Below are 22,259 nucleotides of genomic sequence, written 5' to 3'. Positions count from 1 at the left end.
GCGCTCACGCGGTGGTATGGAACCACTGCCCGACCATGCGGGCGACCTCGATATACAGCGGGATCCCGATCGTGACGTTGTAGGAGAACGTCAAACCCAGCGATGCGGCGAGCGGCAGCGTCGGACTTGCCTCGGGGATCGCCAGTCGCTGCACCGCCGGAACGGCGATGTAGGACGCCGCGCCGCACAGTACCGCGAATAACACGTAGGTGCCCGGCTTGAAGTCGCTATTGGTCAGGTAGGCGTAGCTGTGGGCGACCACGATTCCCAGCGTCGCAAAGAGGTTCGGCGCCAACAGGCCGAACAAGATGAACCCCCGACCCGCGGTCCTCAGGTCCTTGAGCTTGCGGGATGCCGTCATGCCCATCTCGAGCAGGAACAGCGCCAGTACGCCCTGGAAGGCCGTGACGAAGAAGGTGTCATCGTCGTGGACGACTTTCTCTCCTTGTAGTCCGCTGATGAGTCCGATGATGATGCCGCCGAGCAGCAGACACAGCCCAGGGTTGAGGAAGACTTCCTGCAGCAGCTCACGCGAGAACAGGGATGCCTTGCGGCTGCCTTCCCCGGCTTCCTCCCAGTCCGGATGCTCCTGCTTTTCCAGCGAGAGCTCCAACTCCTGCTCGATTCCGCGGTCGTTGGTGGCTTCGAGAGTTTCCCCGCGGGCCGGCCGCGCCGCGGTTCCCGGCCCGAGTGAGACCTTGGCCGGGGGGGTGTAGCCCGGCTCGTCGGGCATATACCCGGCCTCGTCCATTCCCCGGTGCCGCAGGCGTGCCACCAGGTAGAGCGCCACCAGGCAGCCGGGAATCTCCATGACAGCCAACATGACCGGCATGTAGGCGTTGAAGGCGATGCCGACGCTGGTAAGCACCGCGACGCAGGTGGCGAAGGTCCCGGCGGAATCCGACCCGTAGTAGCCGGCGACGGTCGCTCGATCGACTCGCCGCATCGAACTCATGCGGCTCAGCAGTAGGTAAGCCAGTCCGCCGATCGCGAAGTTCAGGAGAAAGCCCAAAACCATGAATCCGACGATCGTTCCGATGCTGGACGCCTTGATCTTGGCGAGCTCTTCACCGCCATGCCAGCCGATGGCCAGCAGCAGGTACATGGTGAGGCCCTGGTAGATCACGTAGGGGAACTCGAACCGCACCTTGAGGATCGGGATCAAGAACCCGAAGTAAAAGAACAGCAGCAGCGGTTTGAAAAGGTTGTGGGTGAAATTCTCCCAGAACTCATGCAGCATTGGCGCCTCCCATGCTTCGTGCCGCGATCCAGGAAGCAACCACCTTCAGCGGAGCGACCGGGAACACCCCAGACAACGCTGAGAATTTAGCGAGGCTGCGGCCGGACCGCTACTCTTGACGCGCGCAAAATCCCTGGATTCGCGGTATTTTCGGGCACTCGGCGACCCCCGGTACTGCCGTGTGGCAGTCCGCGGTGCCAATTGTGCTGGCAGTGCGCTGTCAGCGCCCTAATGGCGTGAGTTCAATGTGAATCAGCTGCCAATATGCTGTGAAATCCTGTTCGGGCCATCAGCGCGCGGAAGAAATCAGCGACGGCCGGACACCGATGTCCCGCTTGCGGTGGGTCACCGTCCGCCACGCAATGGGCGAGTAGTGCGTCGTGGTCTCCTCGAAGCCGTCGACCTTGCATACCGTAAGCACGCCGGTGTCCTGGTTGATCGAGAGCTCCTCGCTTTCACCATGGACTTCTTCGCCGTCCGCGAGATGGATCACGAACATGTGCTGGTCCCTCCTCGTGCTTGCCTGCGGGTGGGCATACGACTGCCGCCGGCGGACACACAGCCGGTTAGGCAGTGATGCTAGGAGAGTCGCGCGCACAGCAATCCGTCGTTATGTGGCCCGCAAGTAAACGATTGGTAAACGTTTGGCGTTTCCTGTGTCTGGCGTGAGCGCCGGCGAGCAGCCGGGAACGACCGGCCACCTGCTGGCAGCCTGCCGAAGAGGACGGAAACTCGGCCCGGCCAGGTGGCGCACTTCGGCCCGATGATGCCATGACGCAGGCGCCCCGACAACGATCGACTCACCGTGAGCCCTGGTGCGGACGGCATCCGCGCGACAAGGCCGCGGGATGTATTTAGTAGGTTAGGCTACGTTTACTAATGCTGTGGAGGGGAGCATCGCGATCAGTACTGCCAGTACCGCTGAAGTGTCGATTCCGATGCCGGCCGACCTAGAGCCGGCTGATCTTGCGGCTGAGTTGGCCGCCGCCCTCTGCGAGACCCCCGGGGAGCAGTACCTGCTGTACGAATACGACGGGCAATGGGTCCTGGCCTTGGGCGTGCAGACGATGGTGGAGCTGGACAGCGACGAGCTGCGCGTGGTCCGCAACGGCACCACTCGCCGGCAAGCCTGGTGCGGGCGGCCGGCATCGGTCCTGGGCGAAGCCATCGACCGGTTGCTGTTGGAGACCGACCAAGTCTTCGGCTGGATCGCCTTCGAATTCGGTGTCTACCGATACGGGCTGCAGCAGCGGCTGGCGCCCCGCACTCCGTTGGCCCGGGTATTTTGGCCCGGCAGCCGCATCGTGATGACCAGGACCGAGATTTGCTTCATCGGGGCCGGGGCGCACCACCGCCAGGCGGTGCACCGGTTATTGCGCGACGGGATAGCCGGCGTGCCGCAGTCCCGCGCAGTCGAATTGTCCGCCGACCCGTCCGGATATCGCGACCGGGTGGCCACGGCCCGCCGCGAGATCTTGGCCGGCCGGTACCGCAAGGTGATCCTATCCCGTTGTGTGGACGTGCCTTTCGAGCTCGACTTCCCGTCGACCTATCGCGTGGCGCGTCGGCACAACACTCCGGTGCGATCGTTCATGTTGCAGCTTGGCGGAATTCGGGCGCTTGGCTTCAGCCCGGAACTTGTCATGTCCGTTCAGCCCGACGGCGCCGTGGTCACCGAGCCACTGGCCGGCACACGTGCGCTGGGCCGGGGCGTCGCAGACGACCTGGCAGCCCGCCGCGATCTGGAGTCCAACGCCAAAGAGATTGTCGAGCATGCTATTTCGGTGCAGACGTCATTTCGGGAGATTGCTCAGATCGCGAAACCGGGAACTGCGGCCGTCACCGATTTCATGACGGTGCGGGAGCGCGGGAGTGTGCAACACCTCGGCTCGACGATCAGTGCGCGCCTAGACCCCGCGAGTGATCGGATGGATGCTCTGGAAGCACTTTTTCCTGCCGTAACGGCGTCGGGAATTCCCAAAGCGGACGGGGTCGAAGCCATCTTGCGTCTCGACGAAGGTCCGCGGGGATTGTATTCGGGTTCGGTCGTGATGTTCTCCGCAGACGGCGGTCTCGATGCCGCGCTGACGTTGCGGGCGGCCTATGAACGGGACGGGCGTACGTGGCTGCAGGCCGGCGCCGGGATCATCGAGGCCTCGCAACCCGAGCGGGAATTCGAAGAGACCTGCGAGAAGCTTTCTGTGTTGGCGCCCTACCTGGTTGAACGTCGGTAGCTGGCGCCGGAGTCCGGTTCGACCGGACGAATCCGCCCGCGCGGTGATCGGCAGCACATCGTCACAGGGACTTTCGGCCCTAGCGGACCGAAAGGCAGCCGGGGACGCTTCGACTGAAGCGATCAGTTCGACTGCTGTTCGGGCCGATGAAGAAAGCGGGGTCGCTGCGGGGTGTACGCGCTCAAACCGTGGTCGGTGCGAGAATTCCCCGATCTGACAGTGCTTTCCGGCCCACGGGTGTCGGCTTCGCAGGGTGAGTACGTGGCGCGTGCGGTGGGGCGGGTGCTGGCCCATCACGAGATCTCCGGAGGCGCTCGGGTTCGGCTGAAAACCGGAGCCTGTGGCCGCGGGCCGTTGATCATGCAGGTGAACCTGCGCGTCGGCGAGCTACCGGCACGGGTGCTCGCCGTCACGACGGGTATCGACGACCTGACACCGGCATTGCTGCGGCTGGATCGTCATATCGCGCGCATGTACGGGCAGTGGTGCCCTCGTCCCTGGCCCGATCCGACCCGCAGGCTCTTGACCATCACCACCGGGGCCGTCGTGCTACGCCGCAAATCGGTGGTGCTGCAGCGCACTACGCCGTTGGAGGCGGTGGCGGTGATGGATGCCATGGACTACGACGCCCACCTGTTCACCGACGTGGAGACGGGCGAGGACGCGGTGGTGTACCGGGCCGGCCCCTCGGGGCTGCGACTGGCTCGCCAACGACATGTGTATCTGCCGGGATGGGCGTGGTCGTCGAGCACCGGCGAGCCTGCGGTGCCGCTGATCGTGAACTCCCGCCAGACGCCGTGTCTCACCGAGGACGCAGCAGTGCACCGCGCCGGTGAACACCGGCTTCAGCTGCTGTTTTTCACCGACCCGGCCACCGGTCGCGGCAACCTGCTCTACCCGCGCTACGACGGCAACCTCGGATTGATCGCTCCGTTCCAGCGTGTCTGACTTGCATGTAACCGGGGTTCACAGATATATTCACTGTTACTGAACGGCACACATAGCTGGGAGACCCCTCATGCCGAAGGAAATGACCAACCTGCAGCTACTCCATGAACTTGAGCCCGTGGTGGAGCAGCTGCTCAACCGCCACCTCTCGATGTTCAAGGAGTGGAACCCGCACGACTACGTTCCTTGGTCGGACGGCAAGAATTTCTATGCCCTCGACGGCCAGGACTGGGAGCCCGGACAGAGCCAGCTCTCCGATGTGGCCCAGGTGGCGATGGTCCAGAACCTGTTGACGGAGGACAACTTACCGTCGTACCACCGCGAGATCGCGATGAACTTCAGCATGGACGGCCCCTGGGGGCAGTGGGTCAACCGGTGGACCGCCGAGGAGAACCGGCACAGCACCGCGTTGCGTGACTACTTGGTGGTGACCCGCGCGGTGGATCCGGTCGAGCTGGAGAAGCTTCGCATGGAGCAAATGACACGGGGCTTCAGCCCGGGCCAGAACCACCAGGGCGATATGTTTGCTGAGAGTGTATTTGACTCGGTGATGTATGTCTCGTTCCAGGAGTTGGCGACCCGCGTGTCGCATCGCAACACCGGTAGGGCCAGCAACGACACCATCGCGGAGCAGCTGATGGCCAGGGTGTCGCACGACGAGAACCTGCACATGATCTTCTACCGGGACGTCAGCGCGGCCGGACTCGACATTGCGCCCAACCAGGCGATCAAGTCGGTCCACCGGATTCTGCGGAACTTCAAGATGCCCGGCTTCACGGTGCCGGAGTTCCGCCGCAAGGCGGTGATCATCGCCGTCGGCGGCGTCTATGACCCGCGCATCCACCTCGACGAGGTGGTCATGCCGGTGTTACGGAAGTGGCGGATTTTCGAACGCGAGGACTTCACCGGCGAGGGCGCGTGGATGCGCGACGACCTTGCCGTGCTGATCAAGGAGCTCGAGGAAGCCAGCGAGAAGTTCGAGGATTCCAAACAGCGCTACCTTGAGCGCGAGGCTCGCAGGGCCGAGAAGATCACCGCTGACCGCGTGCTCAAGACCGCGGGGACGTTGACGCTCAGCCGACGCTGAGCGTGCCCTGACTGTGGACGGTCAGGGGATGGTCGTCCGCGAGATCCGGCCGACGGCCCGCGTGTATATCCCGGGAGCCAGGCGTTTGACGTTCCAGCCGATCTTGGCATCCAGCTGGGGCAGGCAGTAGAGGTCGCCCCGGTCGTGCGCGTCCAGACACACGCGGGCGACCTTTGCGGCCGAAAAGCCGGTCCAGCGGATAAGTTTGGAGGCCAGTTCACTGGATTGTTCGCTGATGCGCCCGGATTCGATGATATTGGTCTTGACGAAGGTCGGGCACAACACCGTGACCTTGATGGCGGTACCGGATAGCTCGGCCGCCAGGGTCTCCGATAGGGAGAGCACGCCGGCCTTGCTGACGTTATATGCAGCCATGCCCGGGGCTGCGGCGAACGCTGCTGCCGAGGCGACATTGATGATGCCCCGCGGCGTTCGTGACGGCTCGGCCGTGCGCAGGATCGGAGTGAATACGTGGCAGCCGTGGATGGGCCCCCAGAGATTGATGCCCAGTACCCACTGCCAATCATCCAGGGGTACTTCACCGATGGGCGCGCCGCCGGCCCCGACGCCGGCGTTGTTGATCACCAGCGTGGGTGCCGCATCGAACCAGGATTGCGACTGTTCGGCCAACGAACACACGTCGTCCACGCGGGAGACGTCGCAGCGAATCGCAATGGCTTTCGCACCACGTTCGGTGAGCATCGCGGCCGTCTTGTGAGCGGCTATTTCGTCGACGTCACTGCAGACCACCGCACCGCCGCGGCGGCCGAGTTCGACCGCGAACGCGGCCCCGATCCCACTGCCGGCGCCGGTAACCACGGCCAAGGCCCCGTGTGTGGTGGCCTTCGATTTGCTCAGCAGCCTGCCCACAGGCCCCAACACTTCAGCCGGCCTCAGCAGCGGCATTGTCCTGCAACGAATTTGCGATGAATTCGCAGGCGTATGCCATGGCCTTGGCTGCTTCCGGCGCCATTCGCGGAAGCGCCTGGAATACGTGCATCTGGTCGGGCCACACCTGTAGGTCGCAACTGCCGCCGGCGGCGCGGATGTCAGCGGCGAGTTGACGCGCGTCGGCCTCCAGGATTTCCGCCGCGCCGGCCTGGATCAGGGTGTTCGGCAGCACCGGTCCGCCGGCGACGTCGAGGGTCAGGCGGTGATGGGTGGGGTCGATGCCGTCGTAATACAGGCCGACCACCCGGGCCGCCGCGGCCGCCCGGACAGCTGGATCTGGGCGTAGCCGTTCGCGAGCGGCCGAGAGCGTGAACGTAAGGTCGATCAGCGGCGAAAACAACACCAGTGACGCCGGTGGATTCGCGGCCACATCCCGTTGCAGCAACATATCCACCGATAGGTGGCCACCGGCCGAATCGGCAACCACCACAATGCGTTCCGGCGGCAGGCCGGACGCCTCCGGTAGCCAGTCCCAGCCGGCACGAACGTCGTCGGCGGCGGTGGGGAAGCGGTAGCGCGGCGCCAATCGGTAGTTGACACAGAACACCGGCAAGCCGGTCAGTGACGACAGCCATGACGTCAGCCGCCGGTGTGTCCGGGGTGAACACATGGTGTAGCCGCTGCCGTGCACGTAGTAGATCACCCCGGCGGTGCCGGCCGACGAGCGGTGCGTCGCCTCCATGTGCGGTCCGAACACCCATTCACCACGGACCCGACGGCCGTCCGCCAGAACGGAATTCACGTATTCGACCCGGGTACCCGCCAGAGAGGGCCCGAATGTGCCCAGGAGTCTGGCGATGAGCTGCCGCGTCAGCCACATTCCCCATGCTCGCTCCGGCGGTATCGCGCCGGTGATCGTCGGCATGATCGCCGTGCTCACCGCTACGGCAGTGCGGGAGCGTAACGACCCGCGCGCCGGAACGACGTCCGTCATGGCACGGGAGTCAATATCAAACGGCGACATTAGTCAATGGTAAGTTTCGAGGCAGGATTCATGGTTCGCCGGGGGAGTGGCGCCGCGTGCGGGCCTGACGCGCGATCGCCTTCTTGTCGATCTTGCCGACCGCCGTGGTGGGCAGCGATGCCAGCGGCAAGAGCATGTCCAGGCGTGCATGTACCGCCACTCCGCGCTCGTCGAGGTAGCCGTTCAATTCCGCAAGTGTGATCGGAGCTCCGACGAAAACAACAGCAGCACAAGCTATTTCACCCAGGGCCGGATCAGGAAGCGGAACCGCCGCGGCCGACCCGATGCCCGGATGGCGCAGCAGCTGCTCTTCGAGCTCTTGGGCGGACACGGTTTCGCCGGCACGACAGATGACGTCCTTGACCCGGCCGGTGACCACCAGGTAGCCGTCCTCGCGAAGGCGGACCAGGTCCCCGCTGCGATAGAAGCCGTCTGGATCAAAGCAGAGCTGGTTGTCATGTTCGGCGCGAAAGTAGCCGTTGATCGTGTACGGCCCGCGGGTCAGTAGTTCGCCTTCAGCACCGGGTGCCACCGGATGGCCGTCGGCGTCGACGACGCGCAGTTCGTCGGCGGCGCACAGTGGTCGTCCCTGTGTGTGTTCCACCACTTCGGGGGGGTCCTCGAGCCGGGTGAAGTTCAACAACCCCTCCGCCATCCCGAACACCTGCTGCAGGCCCGGGGTCAACGCCGCCCGAACCGCGCGGGCATCCTCAGGCTCCAGCTTGGACCCGCCAACTTGCAGGAGCCGCAGCGTCTTTGGAGTCACCGGCTCCCAATGGCAGGCTTGGGCCCACAATTTGGCCAGGGCCGGCACCAAGGCTGTCACGGTAACGCCGTGACGCTCGATCGTGGCGAACGCGGCTTCCGGGCTGGGGTCGGTGCCGAACACGACGGTGCCGCCCGCGCTCAGTGTCCCGAGAATGCCGGGGCATGCCAGCGCGAAATTGTGGGCGGCCGGCAGCGCCACCAGATAGACGTCATCGCAGGTCAGGCCGCACAGCTCGGCACTGGCGGTGGCGTTGTAGACGTAATCGTCATGCGTGCGCGGGATGAGCTTCGGGGTGCCCGTGGTGCCACCCGACACCAGCAGCAAGGCCGGTGCGGCGGTGTCGGCCGCGATGTCGGGTGGCCGGCCGCCGGGCAATGCCGACCACGACAGGAAGGGGCCGGCATTCCCGTCGATGATGACGTGGCGCAGCTGCGGGTGCGCGGCCGCCAGCTGCTCGGCCATCGGCCGATAGTGGAAGCCGCCCGCGGTCTCGGCGACGACGAGCCCGATCGCGCCGCTGACGCCGACGAAGTGGTCGAGTTCGGCGAATCGATGCCCGGGCAGGCACATCACCGGAATGGCCCCGGCGCGCAGCAGGCCGAACAACGCGACACAGAACCGCGCCGAATTGGGCAACTGCAGCACCACCCGGTCCCGCGGCGCGACCCCGAGTGCGGCGAACCCGGCGGCGGCTCGGTCGGCGAGTTCGTCGAGTTCGGAGTAAGTGTGGCGGCCAACGGCATCCGCCACCGCAACGCGGCCGGGCCACGCCGTGGCGGCCCGTCGTAACAGCGAATCCACGGTGCGCCCGGTCCAGTAGCCGGCAGTACGGTAGGCGGTTTCACGGTCCGGCGGAAACGGGACAAAACCATGCAGCGACGCGGGTCGACGCTGCTGGTCGGGGGTGAGCGACACCAGACAACTCCCTGAGGGCGAGTTCCTCGGGTCCGGCATGTCCAATGCCACGGACATAGGGTAGCGTACACAAAGTTAGGGCAGCCTGGGCTAATCAGGAGGTGGGGTGGTGGGCGGTGCAGCATTCGCCGGAGGGCTGGCGAACCGGGGTTGCCACCGCTGTCCTCATGATTCGGCGCCGGTGCCCGGTACCCGATGAGCGGGACGCTCGCGATCGTCGGTGCCGGCGCCAAGGCGGTGGCGGTGGCCGCGAAGGCGGCTGCGCTGCGGGAAATGGGTCTCGACGCGGTTGACGTAGTCGCCATCGAACGCGCCGGCGTGGCGGCCAACTGGCGGGCCCGCGGCGGCTGGACGGACGGCCGGCAGCGGCTGGGCACCAGCCCGGAAAAGGACGTCGGCTTTCCGTATCGGTCTGCTCTGGTTCCTGGTCGCAACGCCGAACTCGACGAGCGGATGATGCGGTGGAGTTGGCAATCGTATCTGGTTGCGACGGACCAATTCGTGGGCTGGATCGACCGGGGTAGGCCGGCGCCCACCCACGACAGCTGGGCTCGATATTTGCGCTGGGTTGCCAACGCGGTGGGGCTGAAAGTCGTTCGCGGGGAGATGGTTCACTTGTCGGTAGCCGGATTGCGCTGGATCGTGCACACACCCGACACAACCGTGACGGCTGATTCGGTCATGATCACCGGTCCGGGTCAGCCGCAGCGGTCGATGCTCCCCGAGGACCCGCGGATGTTGTCGATCGCACAGTTCTGGCAGCGCACCGCAGGTGACAACCGGATCGTTGCCGACGAAGTCGCGGTCATCGGGGGCGGCGAGACTGCCGCCTCGATACTAAACGAGCTTTTCCACCATCGGGTTTCAACGATTACCGCGATCTCGCCGCAAGCGACGTTGTTTACCCGTGGCGAGGGGTTCTTCGAGAATTCGCTGTTTTCCGATCCCGCGCAGTGGTGCAGCCTGACCCGCGCCGAACGGCGCGACTACATTGCCCGCACCGACCGAGGGGTGTTCTCCGCGCGGGCACAGGAGCTACTGCTTGCCGACGAGAGAATCAGGCATTTGCGGGGGCGGGTGGCCGATGCGCAAAATCGTGCCGGGCGTATCCGGATCACGGTGCACACCGACCGGCCCCAGCCGGCGGACCGGGGTGGTCTTGCCCCGGCGGGAGTGACCACCGCCGGGTTGTGCCACAGCGCTCCTGGCAATGAATTGTCCACGACTGTACACGATTTCGATCTGGTCGTGGATGGCTCCGGTGCCGACCCGCTGTGGTTCCTGCCGCTGCTGGATCAGGATGCCGTGGACATGCTCGAGTTGGAACTGGGCGGTCCGCTGACGAGTGACCGTCTCGAGGAGTCTATCGGGCACGACCTTGCTGTGCAGGGGCTGCATCCGAAACTTTTCCTGCCCAACCTATCCGGCTTCAACGCGGGGCCGGGATTTCCTAACCTGAGCTGCCTGGGACTGCTCGCCGACCGGGTGCTGGGTGCCGAAATCGGTGTCAGCGATGCGTCACGGGGACGAAGCGGTGAGTATCAATCCGTGTGACGCAGGTTTTAGAACGGTGCCGATCTGGTTGCCGGGCTCTGTGGACGGCTAACTGCGGCAGTCACGCCTTTCACAGTCGTCGCTGGGAAGCCGGCACGCGATTTGCCGTCTTTCAGCGACACGCCAAGGCGCGCAACGAATTTGTCGCTGACGACCGGGCATGTCGCGGTCCCGGCCCCAATGGCGCCACTCGGCGCCGGCCTAGAGCGACAGATCCGTTGCGTGGCCGGGTTGGGCCGGGGCCCGGGTGCTCGGCGGAACTAGCGCAACATGGCCAGAACGTCGTCGATCGACGCTCCGCCCAGCAGATCGGAGACCTCGAGTTCGTGATCGAACTCCGCCCTGACGCGGCGACGCAATTCCAGCGCTTGCAACGAATCCAAGCCGAGCGCGACCATCGGAACCGCGGTGTCGATCTCTTCGACGTCGTCGACGCCGATCGCGCCTGCCAGCAGGCTTAGCAAGCGGCGGATAGCACCCGTCGCAGTCGCATCCTGAGCCGAGTTGCCTACCGTCACCGGCGAAGTCAGCTGTGACAACAGCGTGCCGTGGCCGCAGGCCTGCAATACCGAAGTCGCACGCTCCGCATCGAACGCGGCAACGATCGCATTCCCGCGAAGCCGACCCATCCCCAGGGCCAGCGCTTCGGAGGCGGACATCGGCAGCAGACCGGTGAAAGCCAGCTTCGCCATCCCGGTGTCGGCGGCAGCGGAAGCGAGGTGCCACTGGCCCCACTGCACCGACACGCAATCCAGGCCCTTGGATCGGAGCCGGTGCGCCATGGCGTCGAGCATTCGGTTGGATGCGGCATAAACGATCAGGCCTCGACCCCCGACGGTCGCCGCTACCGACGAACAGAGCAGGATGCGGCAGTCGGCGGTCCGCGGAAACGTTTCCAGTATCGTCGAGATGCCAACCACCTTGGCGCACAACGCTTGTTGCGCCTTCTCCGTGGTGATGTCGGCCAGTTCCATTCCCGAATACTGGACGGCGGCGTGGACGATGAGATCCGCGGGTGCGTCGTGAGCGGCTTTGGCCAGCCGGACCACTGCTGCGGGGTCACCGACGTCGCACGCGGCGACCTCGATGCGCGCCGAGGTGGCAGACCGGATCTGCTGTAACCGGTTTGCCACTGCCGCGGTCTCACCGGATCTGCTGACCAGCGTGATTCGCCGCGCCCCGCGGTGCGCAAGGTACTCACAGAAATCGAGTCCGAGGTTTCCGGTCCCGCCGATGATGAGGACATGCTGTGGTGCGGTGAGACTCGAATCGGCTACCGAAGCGTCGCTTTCGACGATCCGCTTGGCGTACAGAACACCGTCGCGCAGGGCAACCGCCGATTCCTGCCCGGTGTGCAGCGCCGAGAGTACGGTGGACGGCGCGTCCGGGAACGGCGACTCGGCAGGCAGATCGAGATACCGGAAACAGACGCCCGGATGTTCGCAGCCGATACTGCGGAAACCCGAAATTGCGGCCGCATGCACGGGATCCGGTGACGGATCGTCGGCAACCACCGCCTCGCCGCCCACGGTCACCAGCCAACAATCGGTGATTGCCTCACTGATACCCGGCCACCACGTGCGGTCGGAAAAAAATGCCGCAACCGCGGCTGCGGCCGCGCCGTCGTCGAGTTTCGCCGACCGTGGGAGAAGTACCACGAGCGTATCCAGACCGGTTGTCGCAGAGCTGTTTCGGTCATCGATGACGCGGGCGGTTGCGCCCAGATCTGCGGCCGCGGCGCACAGGCCGGCGGCCAGGGCGGCGCAGGCGCCGGTGTGATCCACCAGTCCGATCGAGCGCGGCGGTACCAGCGAGCGCTGGGACAGCCGGACCCAATTCTCGACGAGAAGTCGCGGCGTGGCGGTCGGTGCGGTCAAGTTGCGGGCGGGGCCGGGTGTGGTTGCCGCGGTGGATGTTTGAGCAGCGCGCCGGGATGACGCCTCGTCGTAGGGCAGCCACAGTTTCGTCTCGTTCATCACGGTGTTGGGGAAGTCGGGCAGCGGCAGCGCGACCGGGCCGTCGCGCTCGACGCACAGGCGGTCCCAGGGATAGGTCAGGTCGTGTACGGCAGCGTGCGCGAGGTTTCGGGTGAAGTCGCCGAGATCGGTCGCCGTCCGATTGCAGGTGCCCACCACTATGGGATCGCGGTCGTCGCCGTCGTCGGAAACGGCGGCGAGGTTTTCTTCGATGGCCAATTGCAGCGACGGATGTACGGCCAGTTCGACAAAGGTGTCGATGCCGCGTGTTACCGCGGCGGCGATCGCCTTGTCGAATCGAACGGTATTGCGCAGGTTCCAGAACCAGTACTGGTCCAGCGGCAGATCCTGTGTGATGGGTCCGCCCAGCGTGGCGCCGAGGCAGTCGATATCGGTGTCGAGAAACTTCGGATTCCGCAGTTCGCGTCGGATGGCAGCGCAGAAGTCGTCGCCCAGCGCACTGATCGCGCTGGTGTGTGCGGGGAATCGGACTTCGATAACCCGGGCGAACGTGTCGCGCCGAGAAAAGGTGTCGACGATGGCCTGCACCGTTTCCCGATCGCCCGAGATTCCGGCCAGGTTGGGCGAATTGATCACCGACAGCTGCGCCCAGCCCGAACACCGTGCGAGCGCGTCCTCGCAGGCGTCGCGGTCGGCGGCGATGACTGCCATGGCGTAATCACCGGCGGCGAACCCGTCGGCGGCGCGAGCGCGGATCCCGATGATGCTGACCGCGTCCGCCAAGGTGATTGCGCCCGAGACGTAAGCCGCGGCGATCTCTCCCTGGCTGTGCCCGATGGTGGCGTTCGGCGCAACGCCCACCGATCGCCACATCGCGGCCAGGCCGGCCATCTGGGTGAACAACGCGGGCTGGAGGGTGATCGCGGCGTCGTCAACCGAAAGGCCTTCGTCGAGAAGGTAATTCAGTGGCGAGGTGCCCAGCTGTGCCTGAAATGCCTCGGCGCAGCGATTGACCTCGGCCCGGAATGCCGGGACCGTCTGGTAGAAAAGTCGCCCCATCCCCGGGCGCTGGCCACCCTGGCCGGGAAACACGTAGGCCACTCGCCGGGGCGCGGCGGCGCACTGAGTGCGCACCACCGACGGGTGCTCGCTCCCGGCGATAATGGCCCGCAGGGCGCTGATCAACCCGTCGCGGTCGGTTACCATGGCCAGGGCCCGGTGCTTGCGGGCAATCCTTGTCCGGAAAAGCATGTCGGCGATCTGATGCGGGGCCACGCCGGGATGGTCGGCCACATACGTCAGCACCGCAGCGGCCTCGCGGGACACCAGATCGGGGTTGTCCGAGCTGACCAGTACGGGAATGGCGCCATCGGGGAGCAGGTAGGTGGCAGGCGTCACTTTCTCACTCCCCGTTGGTTACCGGCATGGCGATGATGGCGTGCGCATTGGCGCCGCCGGCGCCGAACGACGACACGGCGCCGTAACGGACACCGTCTCGCGGCTGCCACTCGTGCAGCGTGGTGGCCAGACGCAGGCCGGTCAGGTCCCAGTCGAGCTTTTTGGTCGGGTTGTCCGCGAACAGGGTTGGCGGAATCCGGCCGTGCCGGCCCGCGAGCAGCAGTTTGATCAGTCCGAGGATTCCCGCCGCCGCCTGCGCGTGCCCGGCGTTGGACTTTACCGAGCCCAGCAATGCTTCGGATCCCGCTGCGCCGTAAGTCTTGAAGAGCGCCAGCAATTCCACCGGGTCGCCCGCCAGCGTTGCGGTGCCGTGCCCTTCGATCATGCCCACGTCGGCGGCGTCGATTCCGGCCGCGTCAAGCGTCTTGCGGATGACCTGCTCCTGCGCGCGCACTCGCGGCACCAGGATCGGCTTGCCTTTACCGTTGTGGTTGGTGCGGACAGCCAGGATGCGTCCGTAGATCCGGTGACCCAATTGCCGCGCCCGCGACTCCCGTTCGACGAGAACCATTCCGGCGCCCTCACCCCATACCGTGCCGCTGGCATCGTCGGAGTAGGCGCGGCAATGCCCGTCGTCGGCAAGGGCGTTGAGCTTTGCGAACTCGAAAAACGCGGCCGGTGCTCCCAGAACACATACGGCACCGGCCAGCGCCCATTCGCACTCGTCCATGGCAACCGCGTTGGCGGCCAACTGAAGTGCCGTCAACGACGATCCGCACGCCGAGTCGATGCACATGGAGGGGCCGGTCAGTCCAAGACAGTGTGAGATGCGGCCCGCCCCGCCGAGCTGTCCCATCCCGACGGTGCGGTGGCCGGTGTAGGCATCGGCCTGCGCGGTGCGGGGGCCGTACTCGGTCATCGACATGCCGACATAACAGCCGCCGAATTCGCCTTCGAGCGCGCCCGGATTGACCCCGGCGTTTTCCAGCGCCTGCCACGCCACCCGCATGGCCACCCGTTGCTGGGGATGCATCACCAGGGCCTCGCGATGGGTGATGCCGAAGAAGGGCGGGTCGAATGTCGTTGCGCCATCGAGGAATCCGCCGGCGTCGCACACCCGGCCCCAGCTGTCGCGCCGGGACAGGGATAGCAGCTCGTCGATCGGCCAGCCGCGATCGCGGGGAAACGGGCCGAGCAGCTCGCGCGACTCGGACAGCGCCGACCACAAGGCGCCGGGGCTGTCGATTCCCCCGGGTGCCTCCACGGCCATGCCGGAAATGACGACGTGATCGCCTGCGGCGTCGATCATGACGTCTGCTGGCATTGCGCGCACGAGGCCAGCAGCCGGGCGACGGCGTCGAGATGATCGTCCAGGAAAAAATGTCCGCCGTCGAACATGGTGACCTGAATGGTGTCGGTGTGCTTGCCCCACCCGTACAGATCACCCAAGGTGACAATCGGGTCGCGATCACCCCCCAGCGCATGAATCGGGGCCGTGATTCTGACGGTTTCAGCGCAGCAGTACGCGTCGAAGGCTCGATAGTCGGCTTTGATGACCGGAAGCGCCAATCTCATCAGGTCGCGGTTGCCGTAGACGCCGGAGTCGGTGCCTTCGAGTGTGGCGATGTGGGTGAGGATCTCCTCGTCATCCGCCGGATGCGGTGGTTTGGCGGCGGCGTGACACGGGGCCACCGCCGCGGACACATAAACCTGCCGGACCTGGATTCCCTGGGCTTCGGCAAGCCGGGCGAACTCGAACGAGACCATGGCGCCCAGGCTGTGACCGAAGGTCACCAGCGGAACCCCGTCATTGTGCGCCGATGCCGAGAACTCGTCGAACGCTCCGCGCGCGAGGTCGGGGATCGACTCCAACAGAGGTTCGGCTGCCCGGTCCTGACGTCCCGGGTATTGGAAAACAACGACGTCGAACGTCGCGCTCAGCGCTTTCGAGAGTGCGCGGTAGGCCGAGGCGCCGGCGCCGGCGTGCGGAAAAATCAGCAGCGGCGGGCTCGCGGGCGAACCCGGTTGGTGAAACTGCCTGATCCACCCTAGTTTGCGGGGCATGCGCTAGTACCTTCCATCGCTTCGCTCCCCATGGCAGTGGTCCCGCACGATTCACCGGCCAGAAATCCCGGCCTCGACGGCCGCTATACCCATGCAACTTAGCGAAGGCTAACATAATCCGCCGGACCTGTGGTTGGTGCCCGGCCAAGGCTGGCCCACCCCAAGTCCGGCCCGCGCCGAGGCCGGCCGGGTTACGAGTCAGGGGAGGCTGGTCCGCAATGCGCGTCGTGTCGTTCGGTTTTCAGACCTGGGGGTACAAGACGCTGCAGGCGCTGATCGAGCTGGGTCACGACGTGGTGCTTGCGGTCACCCATCCGGCCAGCGACCAGTCGTACAAGGCCATCTGGTCGGACTCGGTGGAAAAGCTCGCGCGTGACCATGGCATCCCGGTGCACATCACCGAGCGAGCCGACCCGGAAACCATCGACGTCGTCAAGCGCGCCGAACCCGACGTCATCGTGGTCAACAGCTGGTACAGCTGGATGCCGCCGGAGCTCTACAACCTGCCGCCGCACGGCACGCTGAACCTCCACGATTCGCTGCTGCCGAAGTTCACCGGGTTCTCCCCGGTGCTGTGGGCGCTGATCAGCGGCGAGTCCGAATTCGGGTTGACCGTGCACCGCATGGACGACGGCTTCGACACCGGCGACATCCTGATCCAGCATTCGTTGCCGATCGGGCCCACCGACACCGCGACCGAACTGGTCGTTCGCGGCATGGGATTGATCCCCGGTGCGCTACGGGAAGCGCTGGACGCGCTGGAGTCGGGCACCGCCGTCTGGCGCCCGCAGAACAAGGCCGAGCGGACGTATTTCCACAAGCGCGCCGAGCGCGACAGCCTGATCGACTGGAACTGGCCGGCCGAGGACCTCGAGCGGTTCGTACGCGCGTTGTCCGACCCCTATCCGCGCGCGTTCAGCTACTACCGGGGCGAGCGGATCGAAGTGCTCGAGGCTCAGGTTTCCCAGGCCCGGTACGGTGGTACGCCGGGCCGGGTGATCGTGCAGGAGGGCGGCGGCGCGGTGGTGTCCGGGCCCAGCGCCTATCGGGGGGCCAACCGGGGCCTGGTCATCACCCGGGTGCGCGGTGCCGACGGGGCCGAGCACCGTGGGGAGCAGTTCTTTTCCCGCGGCGGCTATTTGGGCAGTCAGGCTTGATACCGATTCCGGCGAACCGAATTCTAGGAGTGAAACAGGCCATGGCCGCCGATGCCAAGACTGTGCGGGAGCGCCGCCGCGAATTATTGCGCAAACGGATCGCTGAAAGCGGTTTAGCGACAGGCGAACCGGCGGAGCAAACCCAGGTTCGGGCCGGCGAACGTTATCCGCTGTCGACTGGTCAGCGCCGGATGTGGTTCCTGCAGGCCATGGATGCCGGGGACCCCACCCTCAATATCTGTGTCGCGTATCGACTGACGGGCGCGCTGGACGTCGCGAGGATGCGCGCCGCGGTCAGCCATGTCGTTGCCCGCCACGCGATCTTGCGCACCACCTATGGCGTGGACGCATCGGGGGAACCGTATCAGGTGTTCACGGATGATGTCGAAATACCTTGGCGCACAATCGACACCAGCCAGGTTCCGCAGCATGAGCGCAATCAGCACGTCGACACCATCGCACGAGACGAATTCGGCCGGCCCTTCGACCTCACGCGTGAGCTGCCGCTGCGCATTTCTCTGATCCGCACGGGCGCCGACGAATTCGTGCTGCTCTTGGTGGTCCACCACATCTGTTGGGACGACGACTCCTGGAAGATCTTCTTCGACGATCTCAGCGCTGCCTACAACCATGGCCCCCAACCGAATAGCCCGGCGCCGCAGTTCGTCGCAACGGCGGTGCTGGACAACACGATAGGACCCAGCGATACCGACATCGAGTACTGGCGTAACCGCTTGCAGCCGTTGCCCGAACCCCCGGATCTGCCGGGTGCGGCCGCACCGGATCCGTCCCGGCGTGCCGAACGCCGGACTCGCGCGCTGCCCGCCGGGCTGTTGCAACGGGTAGAAGGGTTTGCCCGCGAGCACTCCGCGTCTCCGTTCATGGTGTTATTGACCGCCTTCAGCGCCTTGGTGCGTCGCTATGCCGGCGCATCCGATTTCCTCGTCTCCGTTCCGGTCACCGAGCGCAGCGCCGCCGCGGAGGCGGCCATCGGGTACTTCGGCAACATCGTGCTGCTGCGCATCGTCTCGGGACCTGACGACACGTTCGCCGCGCTCACCGACACCGTGCGGGAAACCTGCCTCGGCGGCTTCGCCCACCGGTCGGTGGGCATCGATCGGGTGGTCCGCGCCGTGAATCCGCAGCGCAGCGCCGGGCGTGATGGACTGGACCGGCTGGTCCGGCTGGGTTTCAGCATGCGCAAGAGCGTCGACGGGTTCAGTTTCGACGGCGTCACCGCCCGACAGCTGGAGCTGGGAGCGGTGACCGCGCAGCTGCCGTTGTCGCTGGCGATCGTGTTCGAGCCCGAGGACCCGGAGCAGGTCGCGGTCGAGTTCGAATACCACGTCGATGTGTTGGCCGGCCCGCTGGTTGATCGGATGCTGACGCACTACCTGCGGCTGCTGGACAACGCGCTGCGGGCCCCCGGGGATCGCCTCACAGGTCTGGACATGCTCGGCCCGACGGAGCGCGGCGCCATCCTGGCCCAGTCGCACGGCGAGCTCGTCTCGACACCCGCCACCACGATGGTCGCGCTGCTCGAATCGGCCGCGGCCACCGCACCCGAGCGGGTCGCGCTGGTGTCCGACGACGCGGAGCTGAGTTATGCCGAACTTCATCGCCGGGCAAACCGCCTGGCGCGCTGGCTTATTCGTCACGGGATCGGCGCCGAGGACATCGTCGGGCTGCGCATGGCCACCTCGGTCGAGTTCGTCGTGGCCATGTTTGCCGTGCTGAAGGCCGGAGCCGCCTACCTGCCCATCGATCCGGCCTATCCGCAGGACCGCATCGACTACCTGATCACCGACACCGAACCCAAAATGGTGCTCGGCCACCATGACTTCGACGCCGCCGAACAAGCCGCCGCCCACCTGCCCGACGATGTGCTCACCGACGCCGACCGCATCCGGCCGTTACACCCTGCGCATCTGGCCTATGTGATCTACACGTCCGGCTCCACCGGACGGCCCAAGGGCGTGGCGGTCCCGCATCAGGCCATCGCCGAGCACGTGGACGGGTTCATCGCCGAGTGGAGCATGACCGCCGACGACCGGTTGCTGCAATCGTCGTCGGTGAGCTTCGACGCGTCCCTGCTGGATATCTTCGTCACGCTGTCGCTGGGTGCCCGGCTGATCGTGCCCAAACCCGGCGCCTTCGCCGACATCCCCTACGTCGCCGATCTGATCAGCCGCCACCGCGTCACCGTGCTGCACATGGTGCCCTCCATGCTGAGCACGTTGCTGTTGCTGCCGCAGATCGACGAGTGGCGCCAGCTGCGGCACGTGCCGGTCGGCGGCGAAGCACTTCCCGGAGAACTGGCCGACAAGTTCGCCCGCCACTTCGACGCGGAATTACGCAACCACTACGGCCCCACCGAGGCGGTTGTCTGCGCCACGCACCTGCAGGTATCGGGGCCGCAGGGAACCGGCGTGGTGCCAATCGGCGTGCCCAACCGCAATGTCTACGCCTACGTCCTGGACTCGGAGTTGCAGCCGGTGCCCGCCGGTGTGGTCGGCGAGCTCTACCTGGGCGGTACGCAGTTGGCGCGCGGATATCTGGGCCGTCCGGGGCTGACGGCGCAACGGTTCGTCGCCGACCCGTTCAACCCCGGGATGCGGCTGTACCGGTCCGGAGATCTGGTGCGCCGCAACCTCTCCGGGCAGCTGGAGTTCGTCGGGCGCGCCGACGAGCAAGTCAAGATCCGTGGTTTCCGCATCGAACTTGGCGAGGTCGAGTCGGTCATCGCCACCCATCCCGCAGTACGGCATTGCCTGGTCGTCGCAGAAGACACCGCGACCGGGCCGGCACTGGCCGCATACCTGGTGCCCGCCGCCGGTGAGAGCGGGCCAACGGTGGGAATCGATTTCGACGATATCCGCGCCCACGCCGCGGCGGTGCTGCCCGACTACATGGTGCCCGGCGCGTTCGCGGTGATCCGGGAAATCCCGCTGGGCGTCAGCGGCAAACTGGACAAGCGGGCGTTGCCCGCGGCGACTCCGATCACCGCGCGCCGCTGCCGAGAGCCGGCGACCGCGGCCGAGCGACGGATGTGCGGGATCTTCGCGCGACTGTTCGGCTGCCGCGACGTCAGCGTCGACGATTCGTTCTTCGGCCTGGGAGGCCATTCGCTGCTGGCAGCCCGGCTGATCGCCCAGATCCACGCCGAATTCGGTGTGCGACTGAACGTTCGCGCCGTATTCGACACCCCGACCCCGGCGGGGTTGGCGGCCCGGTTGGTGGACGCGCCAGAATTGCGCGGTGCCCGCCCGGAACTCGTCACAGCGGCTCGCCCGCCATGGCCGCCGTTGTCGTATTCCCAGCTGGCGATGTGGTTCCACTACCGGATGCGAGGCGCCAACGACGTCTTCAACATGGCACTGGCGCTTCGGTTCGACGGTCCGCTGGACACGGCTGCGCTGCTCGAGGCGATCAACGACGTGGTAGCCCGTCACGAGGTGTTGCGCACGAACTTCGTTGAACACGAGGGTGTTCCGTATCAGCTGGTGCACCCGGCGATGCGCGTGCAACTCGAGGTGCGCGACGTTTCCGCTGACCAGGCCGATCAGGTGCTTGCCGAGCTGCGCCGGCACGTGTTCACGCTGGAATCCGAGCCGCTGATCAGACCCACCCTGCTGCGGCTTGGCCCTGCTACCCATGTGTTGCTAGTACTGGTCCATCACATCGTCACCGACCACAGCTCGTTCGGTGTCGTCGTCGACGACCTCATCACCGCCTATCGGGCGCGGTTGCGGGCCGGGCCGCCGCAGTGGTTCGAAGCCCCCTTACAGTTCGCCGATTTCGCGGTATGGCAACGCAACACATTCGACGAGCCGGGCGAATGGGGACACGTCGAGCTGGCTTGGTGGCGTCAGGTATTGGCGGGGCTGCCCGGCGACATCTCGATAGCGTTGGACCACACGCGTCCGCCGGTCCTCGGAAGGCGCGGGGAGGTGGTGACTTTCACCGTGTCCGCGCCGCGCCGGACGGCGCTGACCCGGCTTGCCGAGGATCATGGCGCCACTGAGTTCATGGTTTACCACGCCGCGCTCGCTGTCGTATTGCACAAGCTCGGCGGCGGCACCGATCTCGCCGTCGGCAGCCCGGTAGCGGCGCGGGTTGACCGGGCAACCGAACAACTGGCCGGCCCGTGCGCCAACGTGGTCGTGCTACGCAGCGATCTTTCCGACGACCCTTCCTTGCGGGGCATCCTGATCGGTAGCCGCGACACGGTGCTGGGCGCCTTGGCGCACCAGGAGCTGCCCATCGAACGATTGGTGGAGGCGATCAACCCGCCGCGTTCGCCGTCGCGCAACCATCCGCTGTTCCAGCACTCGATTCATTTCCGGGGCCACGACTGGGCGCTGCTGCCGCGGGACCTCACCGGCGACGGAGCCACCACGGTCGTTGCGCTGTCAATGGACTTCGAGGTTTCGCTGCTGGATCTCAACGTGGGCCTGGACGTAACACCGGACGGGGGACTCGCCGTACGGGTGGTGGCCAATGCCGATCTCTACGAACCCGATTCGGTGCAACTCATCGCCAGCGCGCTCGACGCCGCGCTCGATGCTTTCGCGACCATGCCCGACGCTGCGCTGTCCACCGTGTGCTTGCTGCCGGCAGCTGACCTCGAAACGCTGTTCGCGCCGCCGACGCCAGTCGATGCTGAGCCGACCCGATCGGTCACCGGCGGTTCGGCGGAAACCGAACGGACCCTCATCGCGCTGCTGGAGGAATTGCTCGAGATCAGCGACGTCGACCCCGACGACAACTTCTTCGCCCTCGGCGGCGACAGCATCGTCTCCGTCCAGTGGTCGGCCCGGGCCGCAGCGCACGGCCTGGCACTGACCCCGGCAATGGTGTTCGCGCACCTGACCATTGCCGAGCTGGCCGCGGCGGTCGACGCGGCCGCCGATCAGCCCGCCGCCGAGGCGGCTTCGACACCCGCACCGGCAGCGCCGATGAGCGCCTCCGGTTTGGACGACGACGCGCTGGCTGCGCTTGCCGCGTCGTGGCAGCAGCATTCGTAAGGCGGGAACCAGGC

At 66.0% G+C, this 22,259-nt stretch carries 14 protein-coding genes; 6 read left to right on the top strand and 8 right to left on the bottom strand.

Features of this window, described 5'->3' with window-relative positions; all coding sequences use genetic code 11:
- Positions 1-4: 4 nt before the first annotated feature.
- Together MKAN_RS04760 and MKAN_RS04755 are read right to left on the bottom strand one after the other, a co-directional pair.
- On the bottom strand, positions 5-1,240 hold the full coding sequence (locus MKAN_RS04760) for a sodium-dependent bicarbonate transport family permease (RefSeq protein ID WP_023365700.1): 1,236 nt from the start codon (positions 1,238-1,240) through the stop codon (positions 5-7).
- A gap of 289 nt (positions 1,241-1,529) precedes the next feature.
- Positions 1,530-1,739 (bottom strand): hypothetical protein, encoded by a 210-nt coding sequence (locus MKAN_RS04755; protein WP_023365698.1) that lies wholly within the window; start codon positions 1,737-1,739, stop codon positions 1,530-1,532.
- A 439-nt stretch (positions 1,740-2,178) separates the two neighbouring features.
- Here MKAN_RS04755 and MKAN_RS04750 point away from each other — a divergent pair, with 439 nt between their 5' ends.
- The 3 genes from MKAN_RS04750 (at position 2,179) to MKAN_RS04740 (ending at position 5,509) form a co-directional block, all read left to right on the top strand.
- On the top strand, positions 2,179-3,474 hold the full coding sequence (locus MKAN_RS04750) for a salicylate synthase (RefSeq protein WP_042311799.1): 1,296 nt from the start codon (positions 2,179-2,181) through the stop codon (positions 3,472-3,474).
- A 195-nt stretch (positions 3,475-3,669) separates the two neighbouring features.
- On the top strand, positions 3,670-4,422 hold the full coding sequence (locus MKAN_RS04745) for a sigma 54 modulation/S30EA ribosomal C-terminal domain-containing protein (protein ID WP_178131779.1): 753 nt from the start codon (positions 3,670-3,672) through the stop codon (positions 4,420-4,422).
- 70 nt (positions 4,423-4,492) lie between these two features.
- Positions 4,493-5,509: an acyl-ACP desaturase gene (locus MKAN_RS04740; protein WP_023365691.1), complete on the top strand. Its 1,017-nt coding sequence runs from the start codon at positions 4,493-4,495 to the stop codon at positions 5,507-5,509.
- 21 nt (positions 5,510-5,530) lie between these two features.
- Here MKAN_RS04740 and MKAN_RS04735 read toward each other — a convergent pair whose 3' ends face one another.
- From MKAN_RS04735 to MKAN_RS04725, 3 genes are read right to left on the bottom strand one after another with little or no spacing between them, the layout of a single operon-like run.
- On the bottom strand, positions 5,531-6,415 hold the full coding sequence (locus MKAN_RS04735; protein ID WP_042313331.1) for an SDR family NAD(P)-dependent oxidoreductase: 885 nt from the start codon (positions 6,413-6,415) through the stop codon (positions 5,531-5,533).
- Complete coding sequence (locus MKAN_RS04730) at positions 6,393-7,394, bottom strand: alpha/beta hydrolase (RefSeq protein WP_023365687.1); 1,002 nt, start codon at positions 7,392-7,394, stop codon at positions 6,393-6,395. Before MKAN_RS04730 ends, MKAN_RS04735 begins: the two co-directional genes overlap by 23 nt.
- Positions 7,395-7,452: 58 nt before the next feature.
- A complete protein-coding gene (locus tag MKAN_RS04725) occupies positions 7,453-9,147 on the bottom strand; it encodes a (2,3-dihydroxybenzoyl)adenylate synthase (protein WP_080674198.1) in 1,695 nt (564 codons plus the stop codon).
- Positions 9,148-9,303: 156 nt separating this feature from the next.
- On the opposite strand from MKAN_RS04725, the gene mbtG reads away from it, so the two are divergent.
- Positions 9,304-10,662: an NADPH-dependent L-lysine N(6)-monooxygenase MbtG gene (gene mbtG, locus MKAN_RS04720; protein ID WP_023365683.1), complete on the top strand. Its 1,359-nt coding sequence runs from the start codon at positions 9,304-9,306 to the stop codon at positions 10,660-10,662.
- Between the two features lie 260 nt (positions 10,663-10,922).
- Here the strand turns inward: mbtG and nbtC are convergent, their stop codons facing one another.
- From nbtC to MKAN_RS04705, 3 genes are all read right to left on the bottom strand, one after another.
- Positions 10,923-13,928 carry a nocobactin polyketide synthase NbtC gene (gene nbtC / locus MKAN_RS04715; RefSeq protein ID WP_332909374.1) on the bottom strand — a complete coding sequence of 1,002 codons (3,006 nt, stop codon included), beginning with the start codon at positions 13,926-13,928 and terminating at the stop codon, positions 10,923-10,925.
- A gap of 73 nt (positions 13,929-14,001) precedes the next feature.
- Positions 14,002-15,306, bottom strand: a complete 1,305-nt coding sequence (locus tag MKAN_RS04710; protein ID WP_023365679.1) for a beta-ketoacyl [acyl carrier protein] synthase domain-containing protein — start codon at positions 15,304-15,306, stop codon at positions 14,002-14,004.
- Positions 15,303-16,061 carry a thioesterase II family protein gene (locus MKAN_RS04705; protein ID WP_023365677.1) on the bottom strand — a complete coding sequence of 253 codons (759 nt, stop codon included), beginning with the start codon at positions 16,059-16,061 and terminating at the stop codon, positions 15,303-15,305. Before MKAN_RS04705 ends, MKAN_RS04710 begins: the two co-directional genes overlap by 4 nt.
- A gap of 218 nt (positions 16,062-16,279) precedes the next feature.
- Here MKAN_RS04705 and MKAN_RS04700 point away from each other — a divergent pair, with 218 nt between their 5' ends.
- On the top strand, positions 16,280-17,218 hold the full coding sequence (locus tag MKAN_RS04700; protein ID WP_023365675.1) for a methionyl-tRNA formyltransferase: 939 nt from the start codon (positions 16,280-16,282) through the stop codon (positions 17,216-17,218).
- Between the two features lie 41 nt (positions 17,219-17,259).
- Positions 17,260-22,245 (top strand): non-ribosomal peptide synthetase, encoded by a 4,986-nt coding sequence (locus MKAN_RS04695; protein WP_036393008.1) that lies wholly within the window; start codon positions 17,260-17,262, stop codon positions 22,243-22,245.
- Positions 22,246-22,259: the final 14 nt, after the last annotated feature.

Source organism: Mycobacterium kansasii ATCC 12478, assembly GCF_000157895.3.
Taxonomy (GTDB): Bacteria; Actinomycetota; Actinomycetes; order Mycobacteriales; family Mycobacteriaceae; genus Mycobacterium; species Mycobacterium kansasii.
This window is presented reverse-complemented; position numbering and strand designations above follow the sequence as displayed.